The 26,787-nt window shown below is 55.7% G+C and carries 26 protein-coding genes and 1 riboswitch; of the genes, 13 read left to right on the top strand and 13 right to left on the bottom strand.

Annotated features, from left to right (window positions below):
* Positions 1-159: 159 nt before the first annotated feature.
* Positions 160-369: a Trm112 family protein gene (locus ACZ5EH_RS10245; protein ID WP_464278028.1), complete on the top strand. Its 210-nt coding sequence runs from the start codon at positions 160-162 to the stop codon at positions 367-369.
* Here ACZ5EH_RS10245 and ACZ5EH_RS10240 read toward each other — a convergent pair whose 3' ends face one another.
* Both ACZ5EH_RS10240 and ACZ5EH_RS10235 read right to left on the bottom strand, forming a co-directional pair.
* Positions 370-1,155: a tetratricopeptide repeat protein gene (locus ACZ5EH_RS10240; protein ID WP_464278027.1), complete on the bottom strand. Its 786-nt coding sequence runs from the start codon at positions 1,153-1,155 to the stop codon at positions 370-372.
* A 104-nt stretch (positions 1,156-1,259) separates the two neighbouring features.
* Positions 1,260-1,344: riboswitch (cyclic di-GMP riboswitch) on the bottom strand.
* A 181-nt stretch (positions 1,345-1,525) separates the two neighbouring features.
* Positions 1,526-2,143, bottom strand: coding sequence for an MBL fold metallo-hydrolase (locus ACZ5EH_RS10235; protein ID WP_464278026.1), 618 nt, complete (start codon positions 2,141-2,143; stop codon positions 1,526-1,528).
* 102 nt (positions 2,144-2,245) lie between these two features.
* On the opposite strand from ACZ5EH_RS10235, the gene ACZ5EH_RS10230 reads away from it, so the two are divergent.
* Both ACZ5EH_RS10230 and ACZ5EH_RS10225 read left to right on the top strand, forming a co-directional pair.
* The gene (locus tag ACZ5EH_RS10230; protein ID WP_464278025.1) at positions 2,246-3,526 is read left to right on the top strand and encodes an SGNH/GDSL hydrolase family protein; all 1,281 of its coding nucleotides are present in this window, start codon (positions 2,246-2,248) and stop codon (positions 3,524-3,526) included.
* A 176-nt stretch (positions 3,527-3,702) separates the two neighbouring features.
* Positions 3,703-5,235 carry a sigma-54-dependent transcriptional regulator gene (locus ACZ5EH_RS10225; RefSeq protein WP_464278024.1) on the top strand — a complete coding sequence of 511 codons (1,533 nt, stop codon included), beginning with the start codon at positions 3,703-3,705 and terminating at the stop codon, positions 5,233-5,235.
* Between the two features lie 430 nt (positions 5,236-5,665).
* Here the strand turns inward: ACZ5EH_RS10225 and ACZ5EH_RS10220 are convergent, their stop codons facing one another.
* Entirely contained in the window at positions 5,666-7,681 is a 2,016-nt protein-coding gene (locus tag ACZ5EH_RS10220) for a response regulator (RefSeq protein WP_464278023.1), read from the bottom strand.
* A 250-nt stretch (positions 7,682-7,931) separates the two neighbouring features.
* Positions 7,932-8,816 (bottom strand): DMT family transporter, encoded by an 885-nt coding sequence (locus ACZ5EH_RS10215; protein WP_464278022.1) that lies wholly within the window; start codon positions 8,814-8,816, stop codon positions 7,932-7,934.
* A 304-nt stretch (positions 8,817-9,120) separates the two neighbouring features.
* Here ACZ5EH_RS10215 and ACZ5EH_RS10210 point away from each other — a divergent pair, with 304 nt between their 5' ends.
* On the top strand, positions 9,121-10,182 hold the full coding sequence (locus ACZ5EH_RS10210) for a DUF1786 domain-containing protein (protein ID WP_464278021.1): 1,062 nt from the start codon (positions 9,121-9,123) through the stop codon (positions 10,180-10,182).
* A gap of 19 nt (positions 10,183-10,201) precedes the next feature.
* Here ACZ5EH_RS10210 and ACZ5EH_RS10205 read toward each other — a convergent pair whose 3' ends face one another.
* The 3 genes from ACZ5EH_RS10205 to ACZ5EH_RS10195 all read right to left on the bottom strand — a co-directional run bounded on the left by ACZ5EH_RS10205 (position 10,202) and on the right by ACZ5EH_RS10195 (position 13,584).
* Positions 10,202-12,358 carry a methyl-accepting chemotaxis protein gene (locus ACZ5EH_RS10205; RefSeq protein ID WP_464278020.1) on the bottom strand — a complete coding sequence of 719 codons (2,157 nt, stop codon included), beginning with the start codon at positions 12,356-12,358 and terminating at the stop codon, positions 10,202-10,204.
* Positions 12,359-12,507: 149 nt separating this feature from the next.
* The gene (locus ACZ5EH_RS10200; protein WP_464278019.1) at positions 12,508-12,840 is read right to left on the bottom strand and encodes a hypothetical protein; all 333 of its coding nucleotides are present in this window, start codon (positions 12,838-12,840) and stop codon (positions 12,508-12,510) included.
* Between the two features lie 9 nt (positions 12,841-12,849).
* Complete coding sequence (locus tag ACZ5EH_RS10195; protein ID WP_464278018.1) at positions 12,850-13,584, bottom strand: FecR family protein; 735 nt, start codon at positions 13,582-13,584, stop codon at positions 12,850-12,852.
* A 344-nt stretch (positions 13,585-13,928) separates the two neighbouring features.
* On the opposite strand from ACZ5EH_RS10195, the gene ACZ5EH_RS10190 reads away from it, so the two are divergent.
* The 4 genes from ACZ5EH_RS10190 (at position 13,929) to ACZ5EH_RS10175 (ending at position 15,866) form a co-directional block, all read left to right on the top strand.
* A complete protein-coding gene (locus ACZ5EH_RS10190) occupies positions 13,929-14,144 on the top strand; it encodes a hypothetical protein (protein ID WP_464278017.1) in 216 nt (71 codons plus the stop codon).
* Positions 14,145-14,342: 198 nt separating this feature from the next.
* Positions 14,343-15,218: a hypothetical protein gene (locus tag ACZ5EH_RS10185; protein WP_464278016.1), complete on the top strand. Its 876-nt coding sequence runs from the start codon at positions 14,343-14,345 to the stop codon at positions 15,216-15,218.
* Positions 15,151-15,468 carry a hypothetical protein gene (locus tag ACZ5EH_RS10180; protein ID WP_464278015.1) on the top strand — a complete coding sequence of 106 codons (318 nt, stop codon included), beginning with the start codon at positions 15,151-15,153 and terminating at the stop codon, positions 15,466-15,468. Before ACZ5EH_RS10185 ends, ACZ5EH_RS10180 begins: the two co-directional genes overlap by 68 nt.
* Positions 15,465-15,866 carry a hypothetical protein gene (locus ACZ5EH_RS10175; protein ID WP_464278014.1) on the top strand — a complete coding sequence of 134 codons (402 nt, stop codon included), beginning with the start codon at positions 15,465-15,467 and terminating at the stop codon, positions 15,864-15,866. Before ACZ5EH_RS10180 ends, ACZ5EH_RS10175 begins: the two co-directional genes overlap by 4 nt.
* Positions 15,867-16,048: 182 nt before the next feature.
* On the opposite strand, the gene ACZ5EH_RS10170 is transcribed toward ACZ5EH_RS10175, so the two are convergent.
* Positions 16,049-17,770 (bottom strand): glutamine--tRNA ligase/YqeY domain fusion protein, encoded by a 1,722-nt coding sequence (locus ACZ5EH_RS10170; RefSeq protein ID WP_464278013.1) that lies wholly within the window; start codon positions 17,768-17,770, stop codon positions 16,049-16,051.
* 128 nt (positions 17,771-17,898) lie between these two features.
* Positions 17,899-19,140 carry an HD domain-containing phosphohydrolase gene (locus ACZ5EH_RS10165; protein WP_464278012.1) on the bottom strand — a complete coding sequence of 414 codons (1,242 nt, stop codon included), beginning with the start codon at positions 19,138-19,140 and terminating at the stop codon, positions 17,899-17,901.
* A gap of 544 nt (positions 19,141-19,684) precedes the next feature.
* Here ACZ5EH_RS10165 and ACZ5EH_RS10160 point away from each other — a divergent pair.
* From ACZ5EH_RS10160 to ACZ5EH_RS10150, 3 genes are all read left to right on the top strand, one after another.
* Entirely contained in the window at positions 19,685-19,975 is a 291-nt protein-coding gene (locus tag ACZ5EH_RS10160) for a metal-sensitive transcriptional regulator (protein ID WP_464278011.1), read from the top strand.
* Positions 19,976-20,177: 202 nt separating this feature from the next.
* Complete coding sequence (locus ACZ5EH_RS10155; protein WP_464278010.1) at positions 20,178-21,857, top strand: tetrathionate reductase family octaheme c-type cytochrome; 1,680 nt, start codon at positions 20,178-20,180, stop codon at positions 21,855-21,857.
* Between the two features lie 4 nt (positions 21,858-21,861).
* Positions 21,862-22,521: a cytochrome b/b6 domain-containing protein gene (locus tag ACZ5EH_RS10150; protein ID WP_464278009.1), complete on the top strand. Its 660-nt coding sequence runs from the start codon at positions 21,862-21,864 to the stop codon at positions 22,519-22,521.
* Between the two features lie 259 nt (positions 22,522-22,780).
* On the opposite strand, the gene pdxY is transcribed toward ACZ5EH_RS10150, so the two are convergent.
* The 4 genes from pdxY to ACZ5EH_RS10130 all read right to left on the bottom strand — a co-directional run bounded on the left by pdxY (position 22,781) and on the right by ACZ5EH_RS10130 (position 25,640).
* The gene (gene pdxY / locus ACZ5EH_RS10145; RefSeq protein ID WP_464278008.1) at positions 22,781-23,653 is read right to left on the bottom strand and encodes a pyridoxal kinase PdxY; all 873 of its coding nucleotides are present in this window, start codon (positions 23,651-23,653) and stop codon (positions 22,781-22,783) included.
* A gap of 183 nt (positions 23,654-23,836) precedes the next feature.
* Positions 23,837-24,061 carry a hypothetical protein gene (locus tag ACZ5EH_RS10140; protein ID WP_464278007.1) on the bottom strand — a complete coding sequence of 75 codons (225 nt, stop codon included), beginning with the start codon at positions 24,059-24,061 and terminating at the stop codon, positions 23,837-23,839.
* A gap of 24 nt (positions 24,062-24,085) precedes the next feature.
* A complete protein-coding gene (locus tag ACZ5EH_RS10135; protein ID WP_464278006.1) occupies positions 24,086-24,613 on the bottom strand; it encodes a hypothetical protein in 528 nt (175 codons plus the stop codon).
* Positions 24,600-25,640 carry a 4Fe-4S dicluster domain-containing protein gene (locus ACZ5EH_RS10130; RefSeq protein ID WP_464278005.1) on the bottom strand — a complete coding sequence of 347 codons (1,041 nt, stop codon included), beginning with the start codon at positions 25,638-25,640 and terminating at the stop codon, positions 24,600-24,602. The genes ACZ5EH_RS10135 and ACZ5EH_RS10130 overlap by 14 nt, the downstream gene beginning before the upstream one ends.
* Positions 25,641-26,155: 515 nt before the next feature.
* Here ACZ5EH_RS10130 and ACZ5EH_RS10125 point away from each other — a divergent pair.
* Positions 26,156-26,404 carry a hypothetical protein gene (locus ACZ5EH_RS10125; protein ID WP_464278004.1) on the top strand — a complete coding sequence of 83 codons (249 nt, stop codon included), beginning with the start codon at positions 26,156-26,158 and terminating at the stop codon, positions 26,402-26,404.
* Positions 26,405-26,468: 64 nt separating this feature from the next.
* Positions 26,469-26,693, top strand: coding sequence for an FmdB family zinc ribbon protein (locus ACZ5EH_RS10120; RefSeq protein WP_464278003.1), 225 nt, complete (start codon positions 26,469-26,471; stop codon positions 26,691-26,693).
* Positions 26,694-26,787 lie beyond the last annotated feature (94 nt).

The following is a 26,787-nucleotide window of genomic DNA, read 5'->3' as shown; positions in this document are numbered from 1 at the left end:
CTGGCATTGGTGCTAGAACCCTCTGCCACGCATGTCAACGCAATATACAGCTAAATACACCCTCCCCCCTTCTTGCGACCAGGGGCAGGAGCGTGTACAGCTGCACGCCAGAGAACATTTCTTAAAAAATGCTCAAGCACGTAACCGGAGGACTGACACATGGCATTGAATAAGGAACTGCTGCAGATACTTGCCTGCCCGGTATGCAAGGGCGAGCTGGAAACCATGGGAGAGGAAGAAGGGCTGCGCTGCAACGCCTGCGCCCTGGTCTACCCCATCCGCGAAGAAATACCCATCATGCTGCAAGAAGAAGCCGTGCCCGCCCTGGAATGGGAAAACGGCGTCCGGCAGGCGCCAGCCAAAAGCTGATCAGGCTGCGGCTTCAGCCGTAGCCTTCGCAGTCTCGGGCATGTGGCGCGCCTTGGCTTTGGTCACCGCGGATAACAGCTTTGCGGCGGGCTCCAGATTGGGCTCCAGCCTGAGCGCTGCCTGCAACGCTTCCTCAGCCTGGTCGAACTGGCCGAGCTCCAGCTGCACGCGCGCCATGTTGCAATAGAGGTGTGAATCGCCGCTACTGCAGCCGAGCGCTTTTTTGTACCATTCTATGGCCTGGCTCAACATGTTGTTCCTGCGCAGCTTAATGCCGAATTCGTTGAACAAATGCTTGTTCTTCCCTTCCAAGGGAAATTCCAGGTCCATCAGCTGTTTGAAAATCTCTTCGGCCTCCTCGGTGTCTCCCTTTGCCAGGGCCACAAGCCCCATGCCAAAGATGGCGCCCACATTCACTGCATCCAGAGCCAACACCTCTTGATAAGCGGCCTGCGCCTTGTCCAGCCTGTCGGCGGCGCGGTGGCGTTCCGCCTTGCCCAGGCTGCTTTCCAGCTGCTCCATCGCGGGAATGACCTTGTTATAGAATACCAGGGGCTCAGGCTTGAAGCGTTTGCAAAACTCCACGTCGTCTATGACTATTTTATCGCCACTGGGAATATTACTCCCATTCAGCGGCTGCACAAAAAGTCCATCCTCTTCATTCTTCTCGGCGTAATAGTAGATGCAGCGCTCAGACTTTTTGCGGGTGGCGCCATCTCCCAACCACTGGGTGGACTTATCAGTCACGACAACCTTGAAAAAGGGCAGTTCGATAGAGGGATCCATGGTGCAAACTCCTTGCTTGCAGAGGATACGTGTGCGAGCAGCGCAGATGGGGGAGTGATGCAAGGCGTGCGTCGGGCAGGTGCAATTGTATTGCGTAGAGAGTCCGAGGCAGCCCGGCCGTCTCCAACAAACAAAATGAGACCCGTGGCTTTCCGCCCCCGCCTCACGACGGGTTAGGCTTTTACTCGCTTTTGGGAACAGATAATACTTAGGAATACTGATGGCAACTGCCTGCAAATCCAGACCGTTACACTGTGGATAAAAATGGTGTCTTATTGCTATTATTTATTTCAGCTGTTTACAAACTGATTCCACAAGCATTATCCACAGCACAAATGAAATAAAAAAGAGAAAAAGTTCAGAAAACGAATCAGCTGCGGAAAAAGGGGTTTGCGTCCTTTTCATGCCCCACCGTGGTGGCCGGGCCGTGTCCGCTGAGCACTTTTGTCGCATCCGGCAGGATGAAAATGCGTTGACGCACGGCGTCGAGCAACGCGTCAGCGTCGCCACCGTCCCAGTCTGTGCGCCCAACTGAGCCCTGGAACAGCAAATCACCTACAAATACAACGCCTGCGCGCGGAAAGTAGTAGCTCAGCCCTCCAGGGGTATGCCCGGGGGTATCCAGAATCAGGAGTGTCTGCCCCAGGACGTTATAGCGTCCCGGCTCGACGGGAGTGAAGGAAAACGCAGGGACAGGGGGCAGGTTTTGCACCCCCCCGCGCCCCAGCGGGCTGTCCTGGAGGTAGCTGTCGGCAAGGCTGCCCCATGTTTCCGCATTGGTATGGCGCTGCAGAAAGCGCACACCACAAACATGGTCTGCATGCAGATGCGTCAGCAGAATATGCGTCAGCGTCAGGCCATTGGCCTCCAGGTGTTCAAGCATGGGCGCCGGGTTCTGGCCCGCATCAATGGCCACAGCCTCTTCCTCATTGGAAAGGATGTAGCAGTTGGTCTGCATAACGCTCAATTTGAAGGTGGCTATCTGCATGCTTGTGTCACTCGCTGCGCAAAATCTCCCTGGGCTTTTGCTGGTACCGTTTTTGCTTTTCACTGGCAATCACGGAACAATCTGCCGCACGGGAGGGAGCGCATGTTTTATCTTTTCGGCAACTGTCAGATGGACTTTCTTTGCCAGGCCTTGCTTGGTCAGGGGGAACAGGCCGAACACAGGCCTGTCGCCTCGCCCCTGACTTTGGAACCCTTGGACGCCCAGGAAACTTCCGGGGGCGATGACAGTGCACTGTCCGTATTGACGTCCATGCAACGCCGCTACGGTATAGAAAACTATATGCACGGGCGCACCCTGCGCAACCAGTTTCAGCTATTTGATGCCGCCGACCCAGCGCCAGACGCCATTGTGGTAAACCTGTTCCACGAAAACACCCCCCTTTTTGTACATAAACCAGACAGCAGAGTCTTTTTTGTGGACCCGGCATGCTGGAATGCAGTTCCAGAGATAGAGACCTGGATGAAAGCCTCTTGCCAGCAGATAAAGCCCAATCCTTTGAAATACCTGCATCGATTCACCACCCTGTTGGAGCGGCTGGCGTCAATACGGCCGGGCGTGCCCCTGCTGGTGGTGACGCGGCTGCTCACCTACCCCGCTTTTGGTCCGGGGTACCACGCCTACCTTGAGGAGTGGACGCAATTGCAGCAAATTTTGCCCGAGGCCATTGCCTTTTGGGAAGCAAACTTCCCCAACATCCATGTGCTGGACCCGAACCGCATACTGGGGGGCATTTGGAATCGCGCAACCGCAAAAGGGCGCTCACAGCGGGTGGAAGAGCACTGCCCCTTCCTGAGAATCCACATCGAGCCGGACGATCCGGCATTGCCGCCACAACGAATGGAAATCAAACGGGACCTGGAGCACATTGCCACGCTTTGGCCGGTCCTGGCGCGAAAAGTGGTGGATTTCGCACACCATGGTACGGTACGCTACACGCCAGAAGAAGAGGTTCCGGAGTGCTGGATGCAGCCCTGGAATGGCCCGGAAAGACCGGATGTCGCCACCCTTGAAGGCTGGCTGCGCACCGGCTCCAACTATCAGTGCGCGCGCGCCGTGGGAGAGCTGCTGCTGACGCAGCGACCCGATGGCTGGCGATTGCTTGTTGCGGCAGCTCCGCATATGCCGGTCTGCCACAACACATTGCACATGATTGACAAATTAAGCCGAATCCAGAAAGATTCTATTGCTGCTGACTGGTGCAGGCTGCATGCTGCCCAGGCAAAACGCTTTGACGCCAATGGAGAGTTGTTCCGCAGGTTGTATTTGGAACGTCTGGAGCAAATAGCCTCCCGCGTTGCAGACACCCCGGCAAGCGCCCCTGTTGTCAAAACTGTTGTCAAAGCTGTAGCAAAAGCATCATGATGCCTGAAGAACAGCGGCAGCATTGGTAAGCAGACAAAACGTCTGAAGTCGTGTTTTGCCTGCAGGCCCCATGCAGGTCCCCTTGTAATGATTTGTTATTTCGGCCGGCCTGTGCACAATTCGACGCAGCATCACCTGTAACGCTTTTATGCGAGTTCCCGCTCCCCTGATATATTATGCGAATCCTGCTGGTAGACGACAACGAACACAGTTTGCAAAGCCTTGCCGTGGTCCTTACAGACCTGGGGCACGAACCCGTGCCCATGGCAGACGCGGCAAAGGCTCTGGACCTGGCGCAGCGCGAATTTTTCCCCCTTATCATCACTGACATCCGCATGCCCAACATGGACGGGCTGGAGCTGTTGGGGCGCCTCAAGGCCTCCCCCTACAGCCGCCAGGCAGACGTGGTCATCATCACAGGCCACGGGGACATGGAAACCGCTGTGGATGCCCTGCGCAAAGGCGCCTACGACTACCTGAACAAGCCCATCAATGCGCGGGAGCTGGCCGCTGTGGTAGACCGTTGTGCTGAACACCAGGCCCTGCTCTTTGAGAACCGGGAGTACCAACAGCAGTTCGACAAAAAGGTCATGGAGGCGACCCGCTCCCTGCAGCAAGACCTGGCCCGCGCCAAACGCCAACTGCTCAAGGCTGCCGGCATCGAAAACCTGATCGCGGAATCCGCTGCCATGAAGCATGTGGTTGAGGAAGCAGCGCTTTACCATGCCGACCCGACCGTGCCCTTGCTCATCGAAGGAGAAACCGGCACCGGCAAGGAGGTTATGGCCAGGCTCGTGCATTTTGGAGAAAACGGCAACGACACACCCTTTGTCGCCATAAACTGCGCCGCCATCCCCGAACAGCTGTTTGAAAGCGAATTACTGGGGCACGAGGCAGGCGCCTATACGGGGAGCACACGCAAAGGGCAGGCCGGTAAGCTGGAACTGGCCGGCACCGGCAGTATATTTCTCGACGAAGTGGCGGAAATGCCCATGCTGCTGCAGCCGAAGCTGCTGCGCGTGTTCGAAGACCGTACGTTTTATCGTGTCGGTGGGGTCAAGCGGCGGGACTTCAACGCCCGCATCATTTGCGCCGCCAACCGCAATCTTGAAGAGCTAGTGGAACAAGGCCTCTTTCGCCGCGACCTGTTTCACCGCCTGAAGGTTGGTCATTTGCACCTGCCCCCGTTGCGAGAGCGCCTGGATGACCTGTTGCCCCTGTCCGAAACGTTCCTTGCCCGCGAATCCAAGCGCAAGCGCAAGCATTTCAAGGCACTGCATCCTGATGCTGTGGATATGCTCATGGCCTATTCCTGGCCTGGCAATGTCCGCGAACTGGAAAACGCCATCGAACGCGCCGTGCTCTCATCGGATGGCGATCTGCTGACCACCGAGCATTTGCATTTTCTGCCCAAAAAAATTGCCATGGGCGTTGCGCCGCAAGCCCCGGCGCCGCATCCCCGCGCCACTGCAACAGTCCCAACCGATGCACAGAGCAACAATTCCAACCAGACGCTGAACCTTTGCGATCCCAAAGATTTGCAACTTCCTGACGAGAATCTTGATATCGAGTCTCTCACTGACGCCATTATCGCCAAGGCATTGGAAAAATTCAGCGGCAACAAGAGCCAGGCAGCGCGGTACCTGGGCCTCTCTCGCTACGCTCTGCACCGCCGTCTCCAAAAAATCGAAGAAAAGAGTGGTCAATAACGCACCACGTGCGATATCAACCGTGCGTATCCGCACGACCCAGCATTATCTACGTTTTTTCTTTACGCGTTGTCTATCGGGCGCCTCCCCGACTAAAATTACAACACCCTCATCATATTGAACTTTATTTAATGTTCCGTGTCTCGCTCATCCTTGGCACGCGCATTGCTCTATATAACCGAACGCCCAGGTGATCCCCCCGAACACCTGGGAGTCTTGTTGTCCATGGAATTCAGTGCAGGCCGTACCATTAGGCGTACGGCACCCCCCCCCGCTGCCTGAATTCCAAGAGCGGACATCCTCCCCCGGATGTTCGCAAGGTGCGATCGTCTAAGTACGGAGGGCCATCCCCCCCCCGGCCCTCCGGCTTAGGCGGACCTTCTTTTTCAGAATATAAAATGCGTGGAATGCCCCAACCGGTAGCAAGGAGTCAGATTTCAAGCTGGCGTTTTACCAGCAGCGTCACGGTCCGCGTCAGCGTATCGTCCAGCCGCTGCAATCTGGCAGCCAGTTCTTCACCAGTCACAGGCGGCCGCTGTTGCAGGATGTCGCGCTCCAGTGCGCTGGCGGCAGCATGTAGCGATACGGCGCCGATGCTGGCGGACGAGCCTTTGAGGCTGTGCACCGCTGCTGCGCTGGAGGTAAGATCCAGCCGCTCCCGCGCCTGTTGCAGGGCCAAGGAGCGCGCTTCGGCATCTTCCAGAAATACATGCCGCAATTCCTTGAGAATCCTCTGGTCGCCCCCCATTCGTAACAGGGCCTGCTCATCATCGAGCAGGGGAAGCGATTCGGCTTCGCTATGAAGATGCTCCAGCCTTTCGTACTCGCGCACCAGGGGCTCGTTGCGAGCATCGGGCTTGCTCTTGAGAATGCGGGCAAGTGTTTGATAAAATGATTTGCTGTGCAAAGGTTTGGCCAGATAGTCATCCATACCCGCGGCAAGGAAGCGCTCCCTGTCATGGCGCAGGGCATAGGCTGTAACCGCGATCACGGGGACAGTAGCGGGAGTTGCCTTGCAGGCCCCCTGGCGCAAACGCCGGGTTGCTTCCATGCCATTCATACGCGGCATCTGAATGTTCATGAGCACCAGGTCAAAGCATTCCGCGTCCATGGCCGCAAGCGCGTCCGCCCCATCGCCTACACTGTGCAGTGAATGTCCCTTGCGCTCAAGCAGTCTGCGAATCAGGGCGCAGGTCACATCATTGTCGTCTGCCAGTAACACCCGCAAAGGGGGCATGTCTGCCAGGTCATCCTCTTCCAGCTCCGCTTGCAGCTCTTCCTCCTGTGCGGAAGGTACACCAAAGGCTGCCGTAAAATAGAAGGTGGACCCCTGCCCCTGGCGGCTGCGCACCCAGATGGAGCCGCTCATCATCTGCACGAGTTCCCGGCTGATGGCGAGCCCCAGGCCTGTCCCGGCAATGTCGGAATCCTCATTACCTGCCTGAAGATACAGCTCAAAAATTCTGTCCAGCTGCTCTTCCGGAATGCCCACCCCCGTATCATGCACCGAGAACAGCAGCTTGAGCATTTTTCCAGACGGGGGCGCGCTCTCCCGGGCGTTTGCAGCGATGATTTCCAGAGGCGCATCCACAACATTCACCTCCAGCTGCACTGCGCCCTCACGCGTGAATTTGACCGCATTGCTCAACAGATTGTTGCAAACCTGGGTAAGCCGCAGCATGTCGCCTTCCAGCTTCATGGGCACGCCGGGGCCGAGATGATAGTCCAAATTCAACCCCTTGCTCCGCGCCTGGGGGCCCTGGGTCTTGATGACCTTTTCCAGAAGTGCGCGCAGGTCGAATTCTCGTTTGCGCAGGGTTAGCTTGTGAGCTTCGATTTTGGAAAGATCAAGTATGTCATTGATGAGTTCCAGCAGCGTATCCGCAGAATGGCGGATAGTTTCCATGCAATCGCGCTGGTCGTCGTCCAGTTCGCTGTCCAGCACCAGCTCTGCCATACCTATTATGCCATTCATGGGCGTTCTGATCTCATGGCTCATGTTCGCCAGGAACAGACTCTTCGAAATGCTGGCCTTTTCCGCACTGCGCATGGCTTCCAACAGGTTGCGCTCGGTGCCGTGCTTGTACAGGGCCACCTCGATGGTGGAATGCAACTCGCGCTCTTCAAACGGCTTGATAAGATAGCCAAATGCATCTGCCGCCTTGGCTCGCTGCAGAGTGGAATCATCGGAATAGGCTGTAAGAAAGATGACCGGTATTCTGTGCAAACGGTTGATTTCCGCAGCCGCCTGAACCCCGTCCATCTCCCCCTTGAGCCGGATATCCATAAGGATGAGATCCGGCTGCAGCTTGCCAGCCATGGCTACAGCATCTTTACCGGTGGAGACCATGGCCGGAACATTGTAGCCCAACCGTTGCAACGTGTTGCGAATATCCAGCGCCACGATGCGCTCATCGTCCACCACCAGTATGTCAACGTCGGCCACGTGCTAGCCCCTTGCTTGTATTCATTCCCGGCTGCACATCCAACCAGCCGGGCACCTTTTTAAAATGAAAGCTTGGCGGACGCAAACACGTAAAAATTCTGGACGGCGTGCGGCGCTGCATTCGGGTAGGGCGCACCCTTTCTGACAAAGAATCGAAACCAAAAAAAACGAAGGCACCACCCCTGCCCCCATCTGGAAAGCGGAAACGGTTTTGCTCACGTCTACTACCTCCCATCCGCCCATGAGGTGTTCATTCAGGAATCGCCTGGGGCACATTCGAATACATGCTCAATGCCGTCACTGTGGCCAATATCAACACCATTCCAACCACTTGCGAAAAGGCAAGGCTTTCATTCAGAACCACAACACCGAATAGTGATGCAGTGACGGGCTCCACCATTGCAACCACGGAGGCGATGGCTGGAGAAGTGTGTTTCAACCCTGCGATGTAAAAAATGAACGACAATCCAGCGCCCAGCAAACCAATGGTAGCAAAAAGTGGCCAGCTGGGCGTCTGCAAAACTGCAAAGGCCTGATCGGTATTGCTTGGCCAGATGAGAATGGCCGCAAGAGCCGCAAATGCAACCACCAGTATTGCCTGGGGGCTGCCATGGGGCGCTGCGTATTTGAACCCAAAAATAAAAAGGGCATAAGACACCCCGGAAAGCAGGCCTGCGCCAACCGCCACCGGTGATACGCTGCCAGCGCCTGCATCATAGATGCGCGTAAGCAAAACAACGCCAAACATGACCATGGCGATTGCCGCCCACTTAAGGGGGGTGGGCTGCTCTATCCTGAGGGCAAAGGACACAAGATAGACGAACACAGGCGCACAATACATCAGCGTTGCTGCAACCGCGACACTGCCCTCTGCGATGCTTACAAAATAAAAAGAAAAATTACCTGCAACGCCAAGTCCCGCAATGATCGACCAAAACCACAACCTGAAATTCGCCAGCCCGCTGCCGCGGGACCTCATTGCCAGCCACACGGAAACGAAAACCAGTCCGATGACGCCACGATAAAACGAGACCACGAAAGGATCCCAACCGTCGGCCATGAGGATACCGCCGATACCACCGGCCAGCCCCCAGCAGAGCGCGGCCATTACCACAAAAAACGCACCTGATTGCATATCCACCTAACACAAGCAATATTTTCAGACGTGAATGAAGAATTGACAACTCTGATTTTTGTAGCATTTCACGAGGGGCAAGCTCAAGGCGTTGGCAAGCTGCCAGCCAACTGGAGGCCGTGAGCATTTCATTGTAATGACGCCTCCGAAACAGTTTTCAAAAGGCCCAAATGCACCATTGCTATGCACTAAATTAACTAATAATACGTTTGACTCCCCCTTTCACGCCATGCAAAAGATGCGCATGCGTACGACACGATGACCAACGCCCTTTTTGGGCGTTTGCCTTTATGGAGAGACGATCATGCACGATACGATACTTTGCCTCGACATCGGCAGCGGCACCCAGGACGTGCTGCTCTATCAGACAGGGCGGCCCATCGAAAATTGCGCCAAATTCGTCCTGCCAGCGCCCGCCCGCATGGTTGGGGCGCGCATCGCGGAATTGACGGCCGCAAAAAAGCCCATCTATCTCCATGGAGAAAACATGGGGGGCGGCTTCTGGCGCTCCCTGAAGCCACATCTACAAGCCGGCCTGGGCGTGGCCGCCCACCCCGATGCCGCAATGGCTTTAGGCGATGATATGCTGCGCCTGGAAAAGATGGGTGTTGCCGTCAGTGAAAACGCACCCGAAGGGTACGCACCCGTCCGCCTTGCAGACTATTCCTCCAGCTGGTGGCAGGCTTTGTTGCAAATGGCCGGGCTGCCCCTGCCCGAACTGATCCTTGCCGCAGCCCAGGACCATGGCTACCACCCCCTTTCCAGCAACAGGCTGGGGCGCTTCGAGCTATGGCGTCAATTCCTGCTGGAACACCACGGCGCCCCTGAAAAACTGCTGTTCAAAACGCCTCCCGAAGCACTGACGCGACTGCACTGCCTGCAAAAGGCAGCGGGCAATGCACTGGTTTCCGACACCGGCGCCGCCGCCGTGCTGGGGGCGCTCTGCGACGCAGAGGTGCAAAAGGCGCAGGCCACCCAGGGCGCCACCGTCATTAACCTGGGCAACAGTCATTTCATAGCCTTTCTCCTCTACAAAGGGCGCATTCTCGGCATCTATGAACATCATAACGGAATGCGCGATGCGGACAAGATCATTGCCGATCTCGAACGCTTTCGCAAAGGTGAACTGAGCAATCAGGAAGTGCTGGATTCTGGCGGGCATGGGTGCCTGACTCTGGACCTGCCCACAGACAGCGAGCAAGGCGATTTCGCCCGACCGCTCTTTGTTCTGGGGCCCCAGCGCACGCAACTGCAGGGAACCCACGCCAGATTTCCCGCGCCAGGGGGCGATATGATGCTCATGGGGTGCTTTGGCCTGCTTAAAGGCTATGCCCTGCAAACGCCGGGGATCACATTGCCCTTTTAAAGAGCAAAGGGGCGCCTGCTCAGCCTTCCAGCTCCGCCACCAGAGATTCCAGCTTTTCTGTCTGGTGCACCAGCGCCCCTATCGAAATTCGGGCATGCTGTACATTTTCGGCGGCCGTGGCGGCGATTTGGTCAACGTCGGACATGGTCCCCGCAATGGATATGGAGCTCTCGGCTTGCGCTTCGGAGGCAGTGGCAATGGTCTGCACCTGCTGTGTTGTGGAGGCAGCAAGCTCCACAATCTCACGCAGCGCCTCGCCCGAACCTGCCGCCATTTCCGTTGCGCGGTCCACGGCGCTGCTGGCCTCTGCCATGTTGCTGTTGCTGCGTGCAACCTGGTCGCGGATGCTATCCACAACCTTGGCCACGTCGCCCGTGGCGTTCATTGTTTTTTCGGCCAGCTTGCGCACTTCATCGGCAACCACGGCAAACCCCCGCCCCGATTCACCTGCACGGGCCGCCTCGATGGCGGCGTTCAAGGCAAGGAGATTGGTTTGATCAGCTATATCACTGATAACATGCATAATCTCGACGATGGCACCCATCCCCTGGGACAGCTCATCCATGTTTTCCCGCAACGCATTGGAAACGTTGTTCACCTCGCCTATAGCCTGCACCGCATTGTTGACGATCTTCGCCCCTTCGGTGGCCTTGTCGCGGGTGCGCTGCGCATCCTCCGAGGCTGCGCCCGCACTCTGGGCAACAGCGGACATACTGGAGCGCATTTCATCCACAACCGCAACGGCTTCTCGCACCCTGTCTTGCTGCTCATCCGCGCCATGCGCCAAGGATTCCAGTTCCCTTGAAATATCCCGAGCCGCAGTGGATGTTTCCCGGACCACCGTGTCCAGCGTACCAGCAGCATTGCGCATGGCGGCATTGGCGGCGTCGGAGATCTTTACCGCCTGCTCTGCATCCTGCAAGGCCTTTTCAGCGAGCCGAGCCTGCGCCTCGGCCTGTTCGCCGCGCAGGGTCGCCTGCTCCATGTTTTCCCGCAATCGCCCCACCATTGTCAGGATGGCGCGTTGCAGGGCAGCCGTCTCATCACTTCCCTTGGCAGGCAACGAGATATCCAGATTGCCCTTTGTCACCTGTTCGGCAGCGGCAACTGTTTCCCGAATGGGACCTGTCACGGATCGAATGAGCCATAGCGCCACCCCGGCACTGAGCAACAAGGAGATGGCAGTGATACCGACTATGTACATGGTCGCATCGGAGAGAATCTCCCCTGCGCGTGCTTCGGCGTTGTCGGAGATGCCTTTCGCCTGTTTTCCTATTTCATTCAGGGTGGCGGCCACCTCCATGTTATAGGCCTCCATTTCTTTGGCCCTTTCATACGCTGCAACACGGCTTTCCAGATAGCGTTCATGGCTGGAGAACAATCCTCCAGGGGCAATGGCCGCCTCCACCATCTGTTTTTCAAGGTCCGCCAACCGCTGTATGCGTTGTTTTGCCGTGGCGTCCGGGGTCATGGAAAGGATGGCTGCCAGACCTTCTTCCAACAAGCGAATGCTTTCAGCAAATTCGCCCTTGATGGTGCGCAGGCTGTCTTCATCCTGCGCTTCAAGATACAAACGGGCCAGCAGCGTTGCCCTGGCCAGGGTGCTTTGCAGCTCCATGCCCGCCTTGACGTTAAGATAGAGCGCCATATCCTGACTTTCTTCAAGCTCCTTGCCCCAACTGGAAAAAACGAGGTCGAAGAAACGGGCCAACCTGTCTGCGAGATTCTGAAATTTTTCCGCATTGGCGACACGGGCCGCCCGTGCCTGTAACTGCGCATGATGCGCGGCAAAGGCCGCGTCCGCCTGGTCAAAAAAAGCTTTGGACTTTGTCTGTGCCTGGTCCAACAAAGCAAGGAGGTTTTCCTCCCCCACTGCCAGGGAGCGCATGCGTTCTTCGGTCTCCTGATAGCGTGCATGGAGCTGCTCTAAAAACTGGCGCCTTGCTTCGCTGGTGTCCATATCCTGTTCAGAAAGACCGCCATGCGCCTGTGTGGAAGCCTGCCATAACAAACCGGAAAGCCGCTCTCCCGTGCTCACAATAGGGGCCGCCCTTTCGGTCACCTGCACCATGGCCTTGCGGATATCCCGCATGCTCAAAGACGCAATCGTAGCAATCGCCAGAACCAGGAGGAGAATGAGGCCAAAGCTCGCGAACATACGGACTTTCAAGGACATAGAGCACCTGAATTCTTATGTGTTTGCAGGCGGGGGCAAAGGGAGGGAGTGCCCCTCCCTTGCCTGGCCCTTTCCCTTCCAGACAAAACAAGCGCAAAAGCGCACTTAAAGGCACAGGAGGAGAAAGAAAGCAGTCTGCGTTGGCGACATTATTTCCAAACCCCTGCCGGTGCCGGCAATGATGGATTTACCCTACCGGTATCCAGGCGCTTTTTCTCTGCTGGCGTCCAGGGTCTTGGGAGTGTGAGGCCGCCTCCTTTTATGACGGTGGTGACTGTACCGGGCACAGTCAATGTGACTTCACTCTGCCCAAGGGCTGCCGCCAGCTTCGCCAATAGGGGCTTGAGGTATTTTTCTTCCTGCCTGACAGCGGATTTTCCTTCGTTGATAGCCTGCGATTGGGGGCTCGCCCATGCGGAAGACGTCAAGCTCCAACACAGCAATACTGACACCAGTGATATGATGGCGATGGTTTTGTTCATGGCGCCCCCCTACTCACAATTGTATTGGTGTAATAATTTCTCGTATTCTTCCGCCTTGGCCTTGAATTGTTTTGCTTCTGTATGTCGCCCCGCCCCCCAGTTCAGACGGTGGGCTCTTTCAAAGCCTTTTACTGTATCCTCCAGTTCGAAACAGAGATTCTCCCTATCCTCTGCATCCAGGGTAGGCTTTGTAGGGGTATTGAGAGAGACAACGACCGGCCCCCCTGCGTAGAGGCCGTGCAGTTCCTCGTCTTCAGAAACGGCGGAACCAAATTCGGTGCCTCGAATCCCCAAGGCTACGATTGGCGTTTCCACCTTGAATCCGTTTGGGTTGCTTTTGGCAATGCCCCCCATCAAAAAGCCGAACACGCCTGAAACGGTTTTAATGACGAGGCGAGCCGCGCTTTTGTCTGTTTCCTTCAGGTACACGTCCGCCACAACCAGCTCACTGGATGCAGCCATTGCCAGGGTTGTCTTGTCCCTGAACATTATCTGAGCGTGTGAATTTGCGGCGGTGGTTATTCTGTCATGTTGCAGAACACCGCTGCCTGCCTTTGCATTGATGCTTTTGCCACTGGAATGAATGGTGACCGCGCCTACAGCTTCCTGAACCCATCCCACAGGCTCTGCCGCCTGTGCGACGACTGCAATGAAGCACACCCCTCCTGTCAGAACAGTAATCAGGACCATGTTTACAACGTAAGCCAATACCACCGACCGCATGGTTTTCCACAGGCTGTTCATTGTCCCGCCTCCGACTTGGCAGCGCTGCCCACAAACAATTAAGGGGCAGCATTTCAGTAGCTTATAGATTCTTTCAACATTACTCACAATTATCTTTCACGTCAAGGAGGGTAGCGCGAATTGTGGGTTAGAATGCATGATAATTCTTGATATGGACTGGTGTGGGATGTTTTTGAACGTCATTCAAAACACGTTTTTAAATGCGGATACAGTCTCGTATTTTTCCACAACAGTAATTGACATTTTCTAGACATGCTGGCACGGCTTGTGAACCGTTTCCAGTATACATTGATCATATACTTTCCAACGCTGCGCATAGCCACAGCCCGTGCTACGAGGTCCATGTGAGCAAACCCACAGAATTTTACACCCGATTTGTTGAAGCAGTTTTCCGTAGGGGCAAGGCTGATACGCTCCCTTACACATATATCAACAGGGAAGCAGGCCTCGTGCTGAAGCCTGATGAACTCGCCGAACTGCACCGTGTGATTGATAGTCTGGTCGAGCAAGGTAAAATTACGCGCAAAGACGACACCTTGACTCTTGTGCAGCAGGTGTAAGCCTGCTTGGCGTGACTTATGCCCGCACATATGTTGAATGCTTATTTATAATTGTACCATTCCAGCAGGCGCATTACGGTCTTTAAGGGGAGAGTGCCCAGGCAGGAAGATGTACAGCAGCCCTGAAGTCTGCGCCAGCCAGCGTGCCACTGGCGTTTTTTCAGGAGAGCGTGCTGTCAGGAAACGGGTGATAAATTAATGAAAATCACTGCAAGCTGCGTACGTTGCGGCAAAAAAATTGATGGGAGCAAAGGCATATATTGCAATGCCTGTGCTACTGCGCCCATGGATGTCACCCAGACTCCCAAGGACCATTCCGGAAATGGAAAAGGGCTTTTTATCTGCGCAATTATACTTCTCATTGGCGCAGTGGCAGCCTACGCTCTTCTTGGGGAGAAGGGCGCCCCAGGTGGAGCAGACTCAGAGCAGGCCGGGGACTCGGCTGCCAGACAAAACGCAGGACTCGTGGCTGACGCGGGAAATCCTGCGGCAGATGCGACTCACGACCAAAAGCAAAACGCCACAGAGCAGAAGACGCCAGGCAGTTCGCCAGGCAGTTCGCAATCCACTGCGGCAGAAGACGCGCAGGCAACACCTGCTGCGGATGCTACCGCCCCTGCCATGCAAGAAGACCTCGCCCCACCCGAGGAACTGGCGTACTCCATAGAAGAGCCCGAGGCTCCAAAGCCCATGGGAAGTCTGGGCGACGCCGAAAAAACACCTGAGAAGCCCTCCATTAGCGCCCCGGAACCCGAGCAGGAGCAAGCCACCGCCGCAGCTGACAACGTGGCTGAAGCCGACACGCAGGAAAATGAGAGCGATACGGTAGCAGCGCGGGACAATGAAAGCGCTGATAATACCCAATCCAGCGCGCAAGAGGACACTACTCAGGATACCACGACGCAGAAAGCCGTCGCTGCAGAAGCAACCCCGGAAGAGGCTGCGGCCAACGCTTTGGAATCTGCCACCCCCGCCGCTGCAGATACCGAAGCCCCCCCCCCCCGCTGTGGACAAGCCCGAAGAGATTACTTCCCCAGTCTGGTTATTCTACGCCAAGGAAGCCGGCCTGGATGAACGCATCAAGAAAATTCTCGAAAAGCACGGATATACCCATGTAACAGCCAAGGGCGAGTGGAAGACCACCTACCCCGTCAACTATATCTTCTATCGCAGCAAGGAGCGTAAGGGGTTGCAGCACCTGGCAAGCACCCTGGACGACATAGACTTCAAGGTCTTTTATCACTTGGACAGCGCAACCTCCCCCAAGCTGCGGGGCTTTTTCAAGGACAATCCCAACCTCGAATTTGTCTTGATACTACAATGAGATTCCGCCCCCCCTATTCCCAGTTGCGCCTGCCCCTGCTGCTCCTGGCCCTTCTTGCCGCCGCGTTTTGCGGCGGTTGTTCCGATGAACAACAGGACTGCAGCGAGGTCTCCAGAGCATGGAGCGCTGAAGTTGAGCGCAAAAACGCGGTCATCGACGAACTGCAGCAGCGTGTCGCGCGTTTAAAACAAACCCTTCAGGATAAGCACCAGGAAGTGAAACTGCACAAGCTGACTCCGGAATTGATGAACCAGGAGCTTGTCGCTGAGCAGCAGCGGTCCAAACGCCTTGAGGAGGAGCTCGACGCCTTGCGCACCGAGTACGAGCGCCTTTTGACGCGGTATTCCTCAGTGCAGCGCGAACTGCAGCAGTGCCAGACCAGCCAAAAACAGCAGTAGCCACAGCGCCGCACATCTCGCACTTACACCCCAGCAGCCTAACGCCATGGCGTATCGTCTTGCGCCCCTTGCATGCTTCTATAAGACAAGGGGCTGCCTGTTATTTTGCGGGAAAGTCCGGGAGCGGGGAGCCTTTTTTCATATCAAGGGCTCCCCATTCCGGTGCTATTAATTTTTGGAAATCAGCTTTTTTTCTGTGAGCGCTCGATACGCGCCCAAGAATCGCGGAGGGTGGTGGTGCGGTTGAAAACCGGCTTGCCCGGCTTCCCATCGAGATCGCTGCAGAAATACCCCAAACGTTCGAACTGGTAGCCCTGTTCCGGCGCCACATCCGCCAGGCTGGGTTCAAGCTTGCACCCCTGCAGCACTTCCAGGGAGTCCGGGTTAATAACATCGGTAAACGTCTGTCCTTCTGGAAGATTCATGGGATTTTCCGCAGTGAAAAGATGCTGATACAGGCGCACTTCGCCGTCTACAGCATGCTTTGCGGATACCCAATGCAGGGTGCCTTTGACCTTGCGGCCGTCCTTGCTCCATCCGCCGCGCGATTCCGGGTCATAGGTGCAGCGCAGTTCGACAATCTCGCCATTCTCGTCTTTCACCACTTCCTGACAGGTGATGTAGTAGGCGTAACGCAGGCGCACTTCCTTGCCCGGCGCCAGGCGAAAGAACTTTCTCGGCGGATCTTCCCGAAAATCATCACGCTCGATGTAGAGCTCACGCGAAAAAGGAACCTGACGCTCGCCCATTTCCTCATGCTCGGGGTGGTTGGGGAAGGTAAATTCCTCCTCCTGCCCCTCGGGATAATTCTCTATGACGACCTTCAAGGGGTTGAGCACGGCCATCACTCTGGGGGCAACGTCATTCAGGTGCTCCCGTACGCAAAATTCCAGCATGGCGTAATCCACCATGTTGTCGGCCTTGGCCACGCCGATGCGTTCGCAAAAGTTGCGGATGGCTTCAGGGGTAAAGCCGCGACGGCGGATACCGCTCAACGTGGGCATGCGCGGGTCGTCCCACCCCCTGACGTGATTTTCCTGCACAAGCTGGATAAGACGCCGCTTGCTCATCACCGTATAGGTCAGGTTTAAGCGGGCAAACTCAATTTGCTGGGGGTGATACACCTCGAGCTTGTCCAGAACCCAGTCATACAACTCGCGGTTGTTTTTGAACTCCAAAGTGCAGATCGAGTGCGTAATGCGCTCCAGCGAATCCGACAGGCAGTGGGTAAAATCGTACATGGGGTAGATGCACCACTTGTCCCCTGTGCGGTGATGCCGTGCATGACGGATGCGATACAATGTGGGGTCGCGCATGACCATATTGGGGTGGGCCATGTCGATCTTGGCACGGAGCACATGCTCCCCGTCCTTGAATTCCCCTGCGCGCATGCGGCGGAAAAGATCCATATTTTCTTCGATGCTGCGCTCTCTGTACGGAGAATTCTTGCCCGGCTCGGTCAGTGTGCCCCGGTGCTCGCGGATTTCTTCGGCACTCAGGCTGTCCACGTAGGCCAGCCCCTTTTCAATAAGCTGCTCGGCAAAGGCGTAAAGCTGCTCAAAGTAATCGGAAGCATAAAAAAGCCTGTCTTGCCAATCAAAGCCAAGCCAGTGGACATCCCGGGCAATGGAGTCAACGTATTCCTGCTCTTCCTTGGTGGGGTTCGTATCGTCAAAACGCAGGTTGCAAGTGCCTTCATAGTCCCGGGCCAGGCCAAAATTCAGACAAATGGACTTTGCGTGCCCCAGATGAAGGTAGCCGTTGGGCTCTGGTGGAAAACGCGTAGCAACACGGCCGCCCCATTTGTTTGAGGCCATATCCTCGTCCACGATCTGGCGAATGAAATTCTTGCCTTTGGTTTCGCCCTCTGTGGCAATCGCAGCTGCTTTCTTCTCGTTTTCCATGGCTCTGCTTCCTGATGTTGTTTCAATGTCTTGGGCTCTTTGCCCTTGCGCGTGAATACGAGAAATAACACCGTCGGTCAAACATTTGCCCAGTAGCAGGACTGAAACCGGTGTTTTCCCCCACGTACTCAATTATCCGAATAAAAAGCCTGAAACCTGTGTAAGGATTTTATCTGTTCATGGCTGCGAATATCATTAAACGCATCATAATGGTGTAACAGTGTCGCTGTCACATGGCCATCCAGTGCGCCTTCTCGCGCCATGGTGCGCAGCACGCTCTTTGCCTGCTCCCTGTCCATCCCGGAACGGTAGGGGCGGTCCTCGGTAATCGCGGTAAACACATCAGCCACGGCGACAATCCGCGAACCAAGGGAAAGGGAGGATTTATCCAGGCCAAAGGGGTACCCCTTGCCATCGATGCGCTCGTGATGGCACGCCGCCCACTCGCAAACCTGCTCCAGACCGGCAATCGTGGACAGAATGTCATGCCCGATACGGGCATGGTCCCTGATCCGTTCAAACTCACTTGCAGTAAGAGGCGTTACCTTTTCCAGCAATTCCTGAGGTACTGAAAGTTTCCCCAGATCGTGCAAATGCCCTGCAACCAGCATCATCTTTTGTTCTTCCTGGGTGAACTCCAGCATATCCGCCAGCCGTACGGCAGTGATCGCCACCCCGCTGGAATGGGTGGCAGTAAAACGGGAGCGAAAGTCGATTATCTGTGAAAACAGCCCGGAAAATTCCACCAACTCGTTAATATCGAGCGTATCCCCGCCATCATTACAACAAGCAATTCTCTTGAGCTGGCTTCCTGGATCGCGGAGTCCTTCGATAAACAGGGCGTCCTCCGCCAGACTGCAAAAGGCGTCCAGAAAATCAGGAACAAAAAGCTGCTTTCCCGTGTCTCGCAAACGAGAAACAACCTCGGGCAACTGCCCGTTGGCAGGCGCCTCGCGCTGCAAAAGCACGTCGACCCTGTCGGCCAAAAACAGGATATTGCTTTCGCAGACAGCATCCACCCTGCCTTCGATCATGGAGGAATACGGCAGGTGGTGGTGGCGCACCAGCTTTGCAACCCGCTCCATACGAGCAAGAGGGCGCAACAGGCGATACCCTATCTCGGCATGCTCCACGCCGTCAGCCTCGAACTGCAGGGCGTCTATCCGGCTTTTCAGTGAAAGCGCCCCTGAATCATGCATGAGGCCGGCCACAACCAGGTCCCTGCGCCAGGGAATATCCATGCGCAACCTGTCGGCAATGCTGCCGGCTATGTAGCCAACGCGCAGATGATGCTCGGCAACACTGGTACTGATGCAATCCATGGCCCTGGACAGGCCGGAAAACATATCTGTAAAGGAAACTTGAACCATAGAAAAAACTTTTCGCCCCTTTGGATTGTACGAGAAGGCGCTTCTTCCCCCCTGGGGCCTCCGGGGACAACAAAAACGTCGAAAGAGAGTGTGCATAGCTCTTTGCCCGGCAGATGACAAGGGAGGCATATAGCCCTGATATTCCTGGGCGCATCGCCTTCTTCCGGAATGCCGACGGACACCGCATACCCGTAGTGGGCTTCTCCATACAATTTTGCAGCAGCCCCACACGACGATAGACCTGCCGCCTCCCCGACAACAGGCGCGATTTCCCCACAATTTCATAGGGTTGTTTTTGATATTGTTCAGGCGTATTGAGCGGCCAGACAATTTGCGCGCATGTTTTGCCGGGAAAGCCTTTACCCGCGGCATGCGCTGGCCCCTTGCGCTATCAAAAAAAATGAATCGCGCTTGACGCCCTTACCCCCAATGGGTATACAAGGACATAAGCCTTATACCCCATCCGGGCATCGGTTCATCTACAGCGTCTAAATAGTTCTAAGGGGCCTGCAACGATCATTTTGACCATAACAAGGATACACTCATGACTGGCCACCTTGAGACATCAGAACAATTAAAAATCAATGTCTTAGCTCGTCTTAAAAAAATTTCGGGGCAGCTTAACGGCATCTCCGGGATGATTGAAAACGGCAAGGATTGTGAAGACATTCTGACCCAGGTCAAAGCTGTACGAGCCGCCCTGAAATCCATGAACACTTTGATAGTCCGCCGCTATCTGGTGACCTGCAACTACGAAATGCAAGAGCAGACGCCGGATGAGCAGCAAGAACAGCTCGAAAAAATTGTTACCATTTTATCGCGTTTTATGGACTGACCCCTTGCGCATTATACCGTAGCGGGGTATAGGCATCAGAAAGACGACGACTCAAAGACTCCCGCATATCCTTCCAAATAGGTATGCAACCGATAGGGGATTGTGAGTTTAAGAGGCACCGGCTGTCCAGTGAGGGAGGCAGCCGGGCTTGGTCAACGTTTTCAAGGAGGCCTTATGCACTGCTCAATGCAAGGGGGATTTCATGAATACTTGTAAACCTTCTGTTTCGTCATTGGTTCGCAAGGGGATTGCTGCAGGAGCGGTTCTTCTGCTCCTGGCCATCTGGGTGCTACCGCTACCGGCTTCGCAGCAGGACACACCACCAGAACAAAAAGCCGTTGCAGCAGATGCAAACGGCGACTACGGCGCGGCAGAAGCCCGCAAGGTGACCCAAAAGCCGGAACACTGGATCACCGCCGACCACAGCAAGCACAAAATTCTGCAAGAAGACTTCCACTCAGGCCCTGAGGTGACTGCAGCCTGTCTCAGTTGCCACAACGAGGCCGGCGAACAGGTGCAAAGCACCATTCACTGGACCTGGCTGTGCCCCCAGGATCCTAACAAGGTCATGGGAAAATACGGGCTGACCATCAACAACTTCTGTATTTCCGTTCCTTCCAACGAGCCCCGCTGTACGTCCTGTCACGCCGGATACGGCTGGAAGGACAAATCCTTCATGCAGACAGCCACGCAAAACGATATTGACTGTCTCGTCTGCCACGAACAGACCGGCACATACAAAAAGTTTCCAAAAGGTGCAGGCAACCCGGTTTCTGAGCCCACAAAATTTGGTGGCAAGGAATTCATGCCCCCCAATTGGAATAAGGTTGCGCAAAGCGTAGGCCGCCCCAACCGTAAAAACTGCGGCGTCTGCCACTTTTATGGTGGTGGCGGTGACGCGGTTAAACACGGCGACCTGGACTCCTCCCTGCTCAACCCCAGCAAGGAACTCGACGTCCACATGGCCGCTGACGGCCCCAACTTTGATTGCGTGCGCTGCCACACCACCAAGGCGCACTCCATTGCAGGGCGCTGCTACAAGCACCCCGCCAGCAACGACCCCAATTTAAGTCTGATCAACGACGACCAGATCACCCGCATCACCTGTGTTTCCTGCCACACCATCAAGCCCCACAAGCCTGGACACAAGGCCAACGACCATACAGACAAGGTCGCCTGCCAGTCTTGCCACATTCCTACTTTTGCACGGGAAAAGGCCACAAAAATGATGTGGGACTGGTCCCAGGCCGGCGACAAGGAACGCAAGGCGAAAGATCAGTTCGGTCGCCACGACTATGACGCCAAAAAGGGTGAATTCCTTTGGGAAAAGAACGTCACGCCCGAGTACTTCTGGTTCAATGGCGTGATGAACTACATTCTGCTGACAGACAAGATCGACCCCAACCAGCCCGTCAAGGTGAACTCCGTGGTGGGCAGCAGAAACGACCCAGCTTCACGCATTTACCCCTTCAAGGTTCACAGGGGAAAAACCCCTTATGACAAGGGCAACAACACCATGGTCGTGCCCCACCTCTTCCCAAGGGGCAAGGACGACAAGGCCGCCTACTGGAAGGGGTTCAACTGGGAAGCATCCATCAAGGCCGGCATGGACTACGTGGATCTGCCCTTTAGCGGCGAGGTGGGATTTGTAGAAACCGAGTACCACTACCCCACCACCCACATGGTCGCACCCAAGGAAAAGACCGTGGCCTGTAACGAATGCCACAGCCACGACAGCCGCCTGGCGTCACTCACCGGCTTTTACATGCCGGGACGCGACAGCTTCTCCTGGCTGGACATTTTCGGTTGGGTACTGGTCTTAGGATCCCTTGTCGGTGTCATTGGACACGGCTTCCTGCGCATGATTTCCAAAAAGGGGTAACCACATGAGTACTACCAACGGTAAGACCGTCAAAGTATATCTGTACACTCGCTTCGAACGCTTCTGGCACTGGGTGCAGGCCGCGCTAATTCTGCTCCTGCTGCTTACAGGCTTCGAACTGCACGGCACATTCAGCCTGTTCGGCTTTGAAACCGCGCACACCATTCACATCTATTCGGCCTGGACTTGGCTCGTCCTGTACATCTTCATCGCCTTCTGGCTGCTGACAACGGGCGAATGGAAACAATACGTGCCCACCTTCAAGAAGATTCTGGACGTGGCAAAATACTACGCCTTCGGCATCTTCAAGGGGGAACCCCACCCTGTGCCCAAGACGCAACGCGCCAAGCACAACCCGCTGCAGCGCATAACCTACCTGTCCATAGTCTCGTTTCTGCTGCCTTTTCAGATGATTACAGGGCTCTTGTATTACTATTACAACGACTGGGCCGGCTGGGGACTGACCTGGAGCCTGGGCACCATGGCCTTCCTGCATACCCTGGGGGCCTTCCTCGTCCTGCAGTTCTTCATCGTCCATGTTTACATGACCACTACGGGACACACTGTCTTCGCCCATGTCGCCTCCATGATCAGCGGCTGGGAAGAAGTGGAAGACAAATCCTCTGTCCAGGAATGGGAAATGAAGAAACCCACAACAACGTAACACGCCGCGGAAAGAGACAATGCGGGGGATAATCTTTCAAGGAAAGGTTCTTCCCCCGCTACCCTTACCCATGGCAAATTGATTCACCGGGTCGCCCTGCTCTTCTACGAGCGAAGCGGCCCGGTTTTTTTGGGCGCATCGTGTACTTCACAAAAAAAAACCCACAAAACAGTGAACGTTTTGCGGGGGTGCAAGGGGTGGAAAGAAGGGGGCTCTCAAACACCCCCTTTTTTCCAGAAAAGACCTGCGTTCTTTTTCGCTACGCCACTTTGCGCAGGGGCAGCGGTTCAGGAGCAGCCATGAAGTCCTGGGAAGCCACAAGCTGCAACTCCCGGGTGCCGATGGCGTGGGTGATTTCAAAAATCTTATAAATGGTGGCGCCGGTGTGCGCCAATGCCTGGTCAACGCCTTCGCCTTTGAGCAGGTGGCCCAGAAAAAGGGCGCTCACTGCGTCGCCAGCGCCGTTGGGAGACGGTGAAAGAGGCAGCATGGGCGTATCCACCAGCCAGGCGCCATCCGCAGTAACGCCCAGCATCTCGATGCGTCCTTCCGGGGTTGCGTCGTGCTGCAGGCTGGTCACGAGCACAACTTTCGGCCCCATATCCAGCACCCGGCGCGCCCCCCGCAGGGCATCGTCGAGAGTCGCAACTTTCACGCCGGTAAGCAGTTCGAGCTCGAATTGGTTGGGCGTGATGACGTCCGCAGCGGGCACTGCGTTCTCGCGCATGAAATCAGGAATTTCGGGACGCACAAAGATTCCACGGCCAACATCGCCCATCACAGGGTCACAGGCATAGATGGCGTGGGGGTTGCGGGCCTTGATCTCTTCGCGTGCATGGAGAATGGCGTTCCCCAAAGAGGCGTCGCCCATGTAGCCGGAAAGCAGCGCATCGCAGTCATGCAGCGCGCCGCGCTCGATCATGCCCGAGATCAGGGTCAGAATATGATCAGGGGTAAACACATCTCCAGTCCAGGCGCCGTACCCAGTGTGGTTGGAAAATTGAACGGTCATCACCGGCCAGACCTCGAACCCCATGCGCTGCAGGGGCAGGACAGCTGCGGCGTTACCCACGTGGCCAAAGGCAACGTGTGACTGAATCGACAATACTGATTTCGGTTTGCTCGGGCTCACTTGTTTCTCCCACTTGGTTTGTGCACCAGCGGATAGTTGCAGGTGGCGCAGGTGTCAAGCCCATGCTTTTGCCTGCACAGAAGAAAAGGCCGGAACCGTGTGCGCGGCTCCGGCCTGTTAGAGGAGGAGGAATAAGGCGAAACGATGTTATACGCGCCACCACAGCATACGCAAAGAGTGGCGCTATATGGGAATGTCAGGGTTCTGGTACATGCATTGTTTCTGCATCACGTATTCCGCAACAACAGCATCTGAAGCAACGCTCCCGGTTTGCGCGGCATCGTAGGCGGCTTTATCCTTCCAGACGCGCATGTGAATCTGGTTTTCGCCCCCTGCTTGCACCACTTCGGTTTCAATATAGCTGCCGGGGTGGCGTTCTTCGGCTTCAGCATACAGCAGTGTTTCCATAGTGCGCCCCCTTGTGCCTTGGCTTCAGTTGCGTTTCAGGAGATAGGGCCAGCCCCGGACAAGGGCGACCAGGGCCGCCGCGCCCAGCAGCATGACGCTTGCCAAATGCAATATGTCGGTCAGCATCACCGTTGTGGGGTCAAAAAACATTTGCGGCAGATTTTTCAGCACCCGTACAATGCCGGTAACAACCACGCCCAGATAAAGAGCCGCGCGCAATTTGCCGGAAAAACTCACCTTCAGGCGTCTGCGCCACCGCCCTGCGTATTGTATGACGGCATAGGTCAGTAACCCCATGAACACAGCCGCAAAAATATAATGCAGGGTATGGGTCAGGTAAAAATCACCAGTCCACCCCAGCCCTGGCAGGCTGGTTACCCAGTATCTGTTGTAAATGGGCATCTGCCCGAAGCCCGTCAAGGCCAGAAGCAGGACTGTCACCTTCAGCGCGGGGGAATACCAGGCCGGCAGCAGCCTGGAGGCCGGAGCCGCATCGGAAAAATGCGCGGCTTGCATCGAGAGCGCGCCCCCGGATTTGCTAGCCGTTGTCATGGTCCCCTCCAATATTTTTGGAATCCTTTTTCATACCCTTCGCCAGGGTCAACAATCCTGCGCCGATGCCGGCCAATGGCCCCATCACCACTGCCCAGGTCAGGTTTTCCGCTGTCGCCATCTTGTTTTCCACGGGGGCAAGGTGCGGGCGTCCGTCTCCCTTTTCCACTGCCTTGTCCAGCAGATCAAAAGGTACGGGGGATACATAAAACGTGTTTGTGCCGCCGTTTTCATGCTCTCCGTAGACAAAACCGTTCATCTCTTTGGCCAGGGCATGGGCTTCCGCCAGGATTTCCTCACGGGGGCCAATCTTCTGCACATCCATGGGGCAGGCTTCAATGCAGGCAGGCGTTTCGCCCTTTGCTACACGCTGGTGGCAGCGGGTGCATTTATACATCACCCCGTTGCCGGCAAAATTGGGCAGTAGGTCCAGGTACAGGCCAACGCCTGTTTGACGCTGCGGGATGTGCCAGGGGCAGACCTTTTTGCACTTGGCGCCGCCAAGGCAAATATCCGAATTTATCTTCACAATACCGTTGGACTGCTTGTAGGCGGCGCCCCATGGGCACAAATCCGCACACGGGGGATTCTGGCAGTGCATGCATCGCCTGGGTATGTTCAGGTCGTAGTGCTCCCCGTTGTAGTCCACACTGGCGTTTTGCAAAAACAACCAATTGTAGGGTGTCAGTCTGTCCTCGACATCCTGCTTTTCCGACCAGTCCTGCGGCTTGGTGCGGTCAGTGGGGTACATGGTGGGGAGCGGCTTCACCACATCCTTGGGGTAGTACGCCGCGTTTGATTCATGACAGGCCTGCACGCATGCGCCACAGCCGATGCACTTGCTCAGGTCCAGCAGTGTGGCCAGTTCTCCATCGCCAAGGGGGTTGTCTGCCGCCTTTGCCGGTGCGGCGGGAAGCATGACATTTGCGCCGGCAGCGGCCCCGGTTGCTGCCAGGCCGGCGAGAAAGGCCCTGCGTGAGACGCCTGCGCCCTTTTTCCTGGCAGTTTCCACCTTCTTCCGTGCCATTTATCACTCCTTAGAAAATACAAATTAGGGCTAACGCCCTTGATATGAATTAATGACATAAAGACATTTTGACACATGTCAAGCATTTTTCCATGCCGCATTTTCCATAAGAGCTTCGAGTCCCTCTTGCTAGCAATCCAGTCTGAAATGTTGTAGGCAAAGGGTATTAAAAGGATCGAACAGCCTGATATTGACGCAAAGACAGAAAGACATTATGTATGGGTCATGCGCCAATAAAGGCGTCAATCATGCAACACCAAAGGCGGCAATATGGAAGGACTTCTGCCACTTCTCATCCTGGCCGTGGCCTACATCCTCTTTTTGAAGCTCGTTTTGCCAAAAATTGGCGGCGGAACGGGTGGATTTTCGGGCTGAGGCCCCCGCTCGAGCTGCAGTTGGCAGCCGAAGAATAAAAATGACAAACGCTGAGGCCTTATGCCTCCCAAGAGTCCGGTGTGCGCTTTTTTCACAACACGCCGGACTTTCAACATCTTAAGGGACGAGAGAGTTACGGAATGCTTGATACGAGCTATCTTGAAAAACTTGAGGCGTACTTCAAATCTGGCGATTTGGCCTTTGATTTCGAAAACGGAGACGAAGAACGGCGCTACGCCATTCTCGACTTTCTTGAAAAACTCATGGACGTAGCAGAAATTGCCGACGAACTGGCAACCAAGCTGATCTTCAAGGAAGGCTTCATGGAACAGCTTGCAGGCATTCCGGAAAATTCAGGAAACGGTTCGGGCAACGGGTCTGTAAACTGAAGAGAGCCGTTTACAGACGTTTAAGGCCCCCACGGAATGACTAAAAATGTCGAGGTGTAACGACATGCCAATGTATGAATACGAATGCAAAGCCTGTGGCAACGAGTTTGAAGAACTTGTTTTTGGTGAAAAAAATGATATTCCCTGCCCAAAATGCGGCAGTAACAATACCGCCCGTAAGGTTTCCGCTGCGTGTGTCCGCGGCAGCGGCGCCACTGCCGGCGGCATGAGCGGCCTTGGCCCCATGCCTTCCATGGGGGGTGGTTGTGGCGGCGGAGGTTTTTCCTGAGCAGGTTAACCCCGTCGCTCGAGTTTCGAGCACTAACGCCGCGAGCGCCCCGTGCCGACAGGTAATATGCCTGTTCGGCCGGGGCGCCCGGTCA

This window comes from Desulfovibrio biadhensis (assembly GCF_055388615.1).
This window is presented reverse-complemented; position numbering and strand designations above follow the sequence as displayed.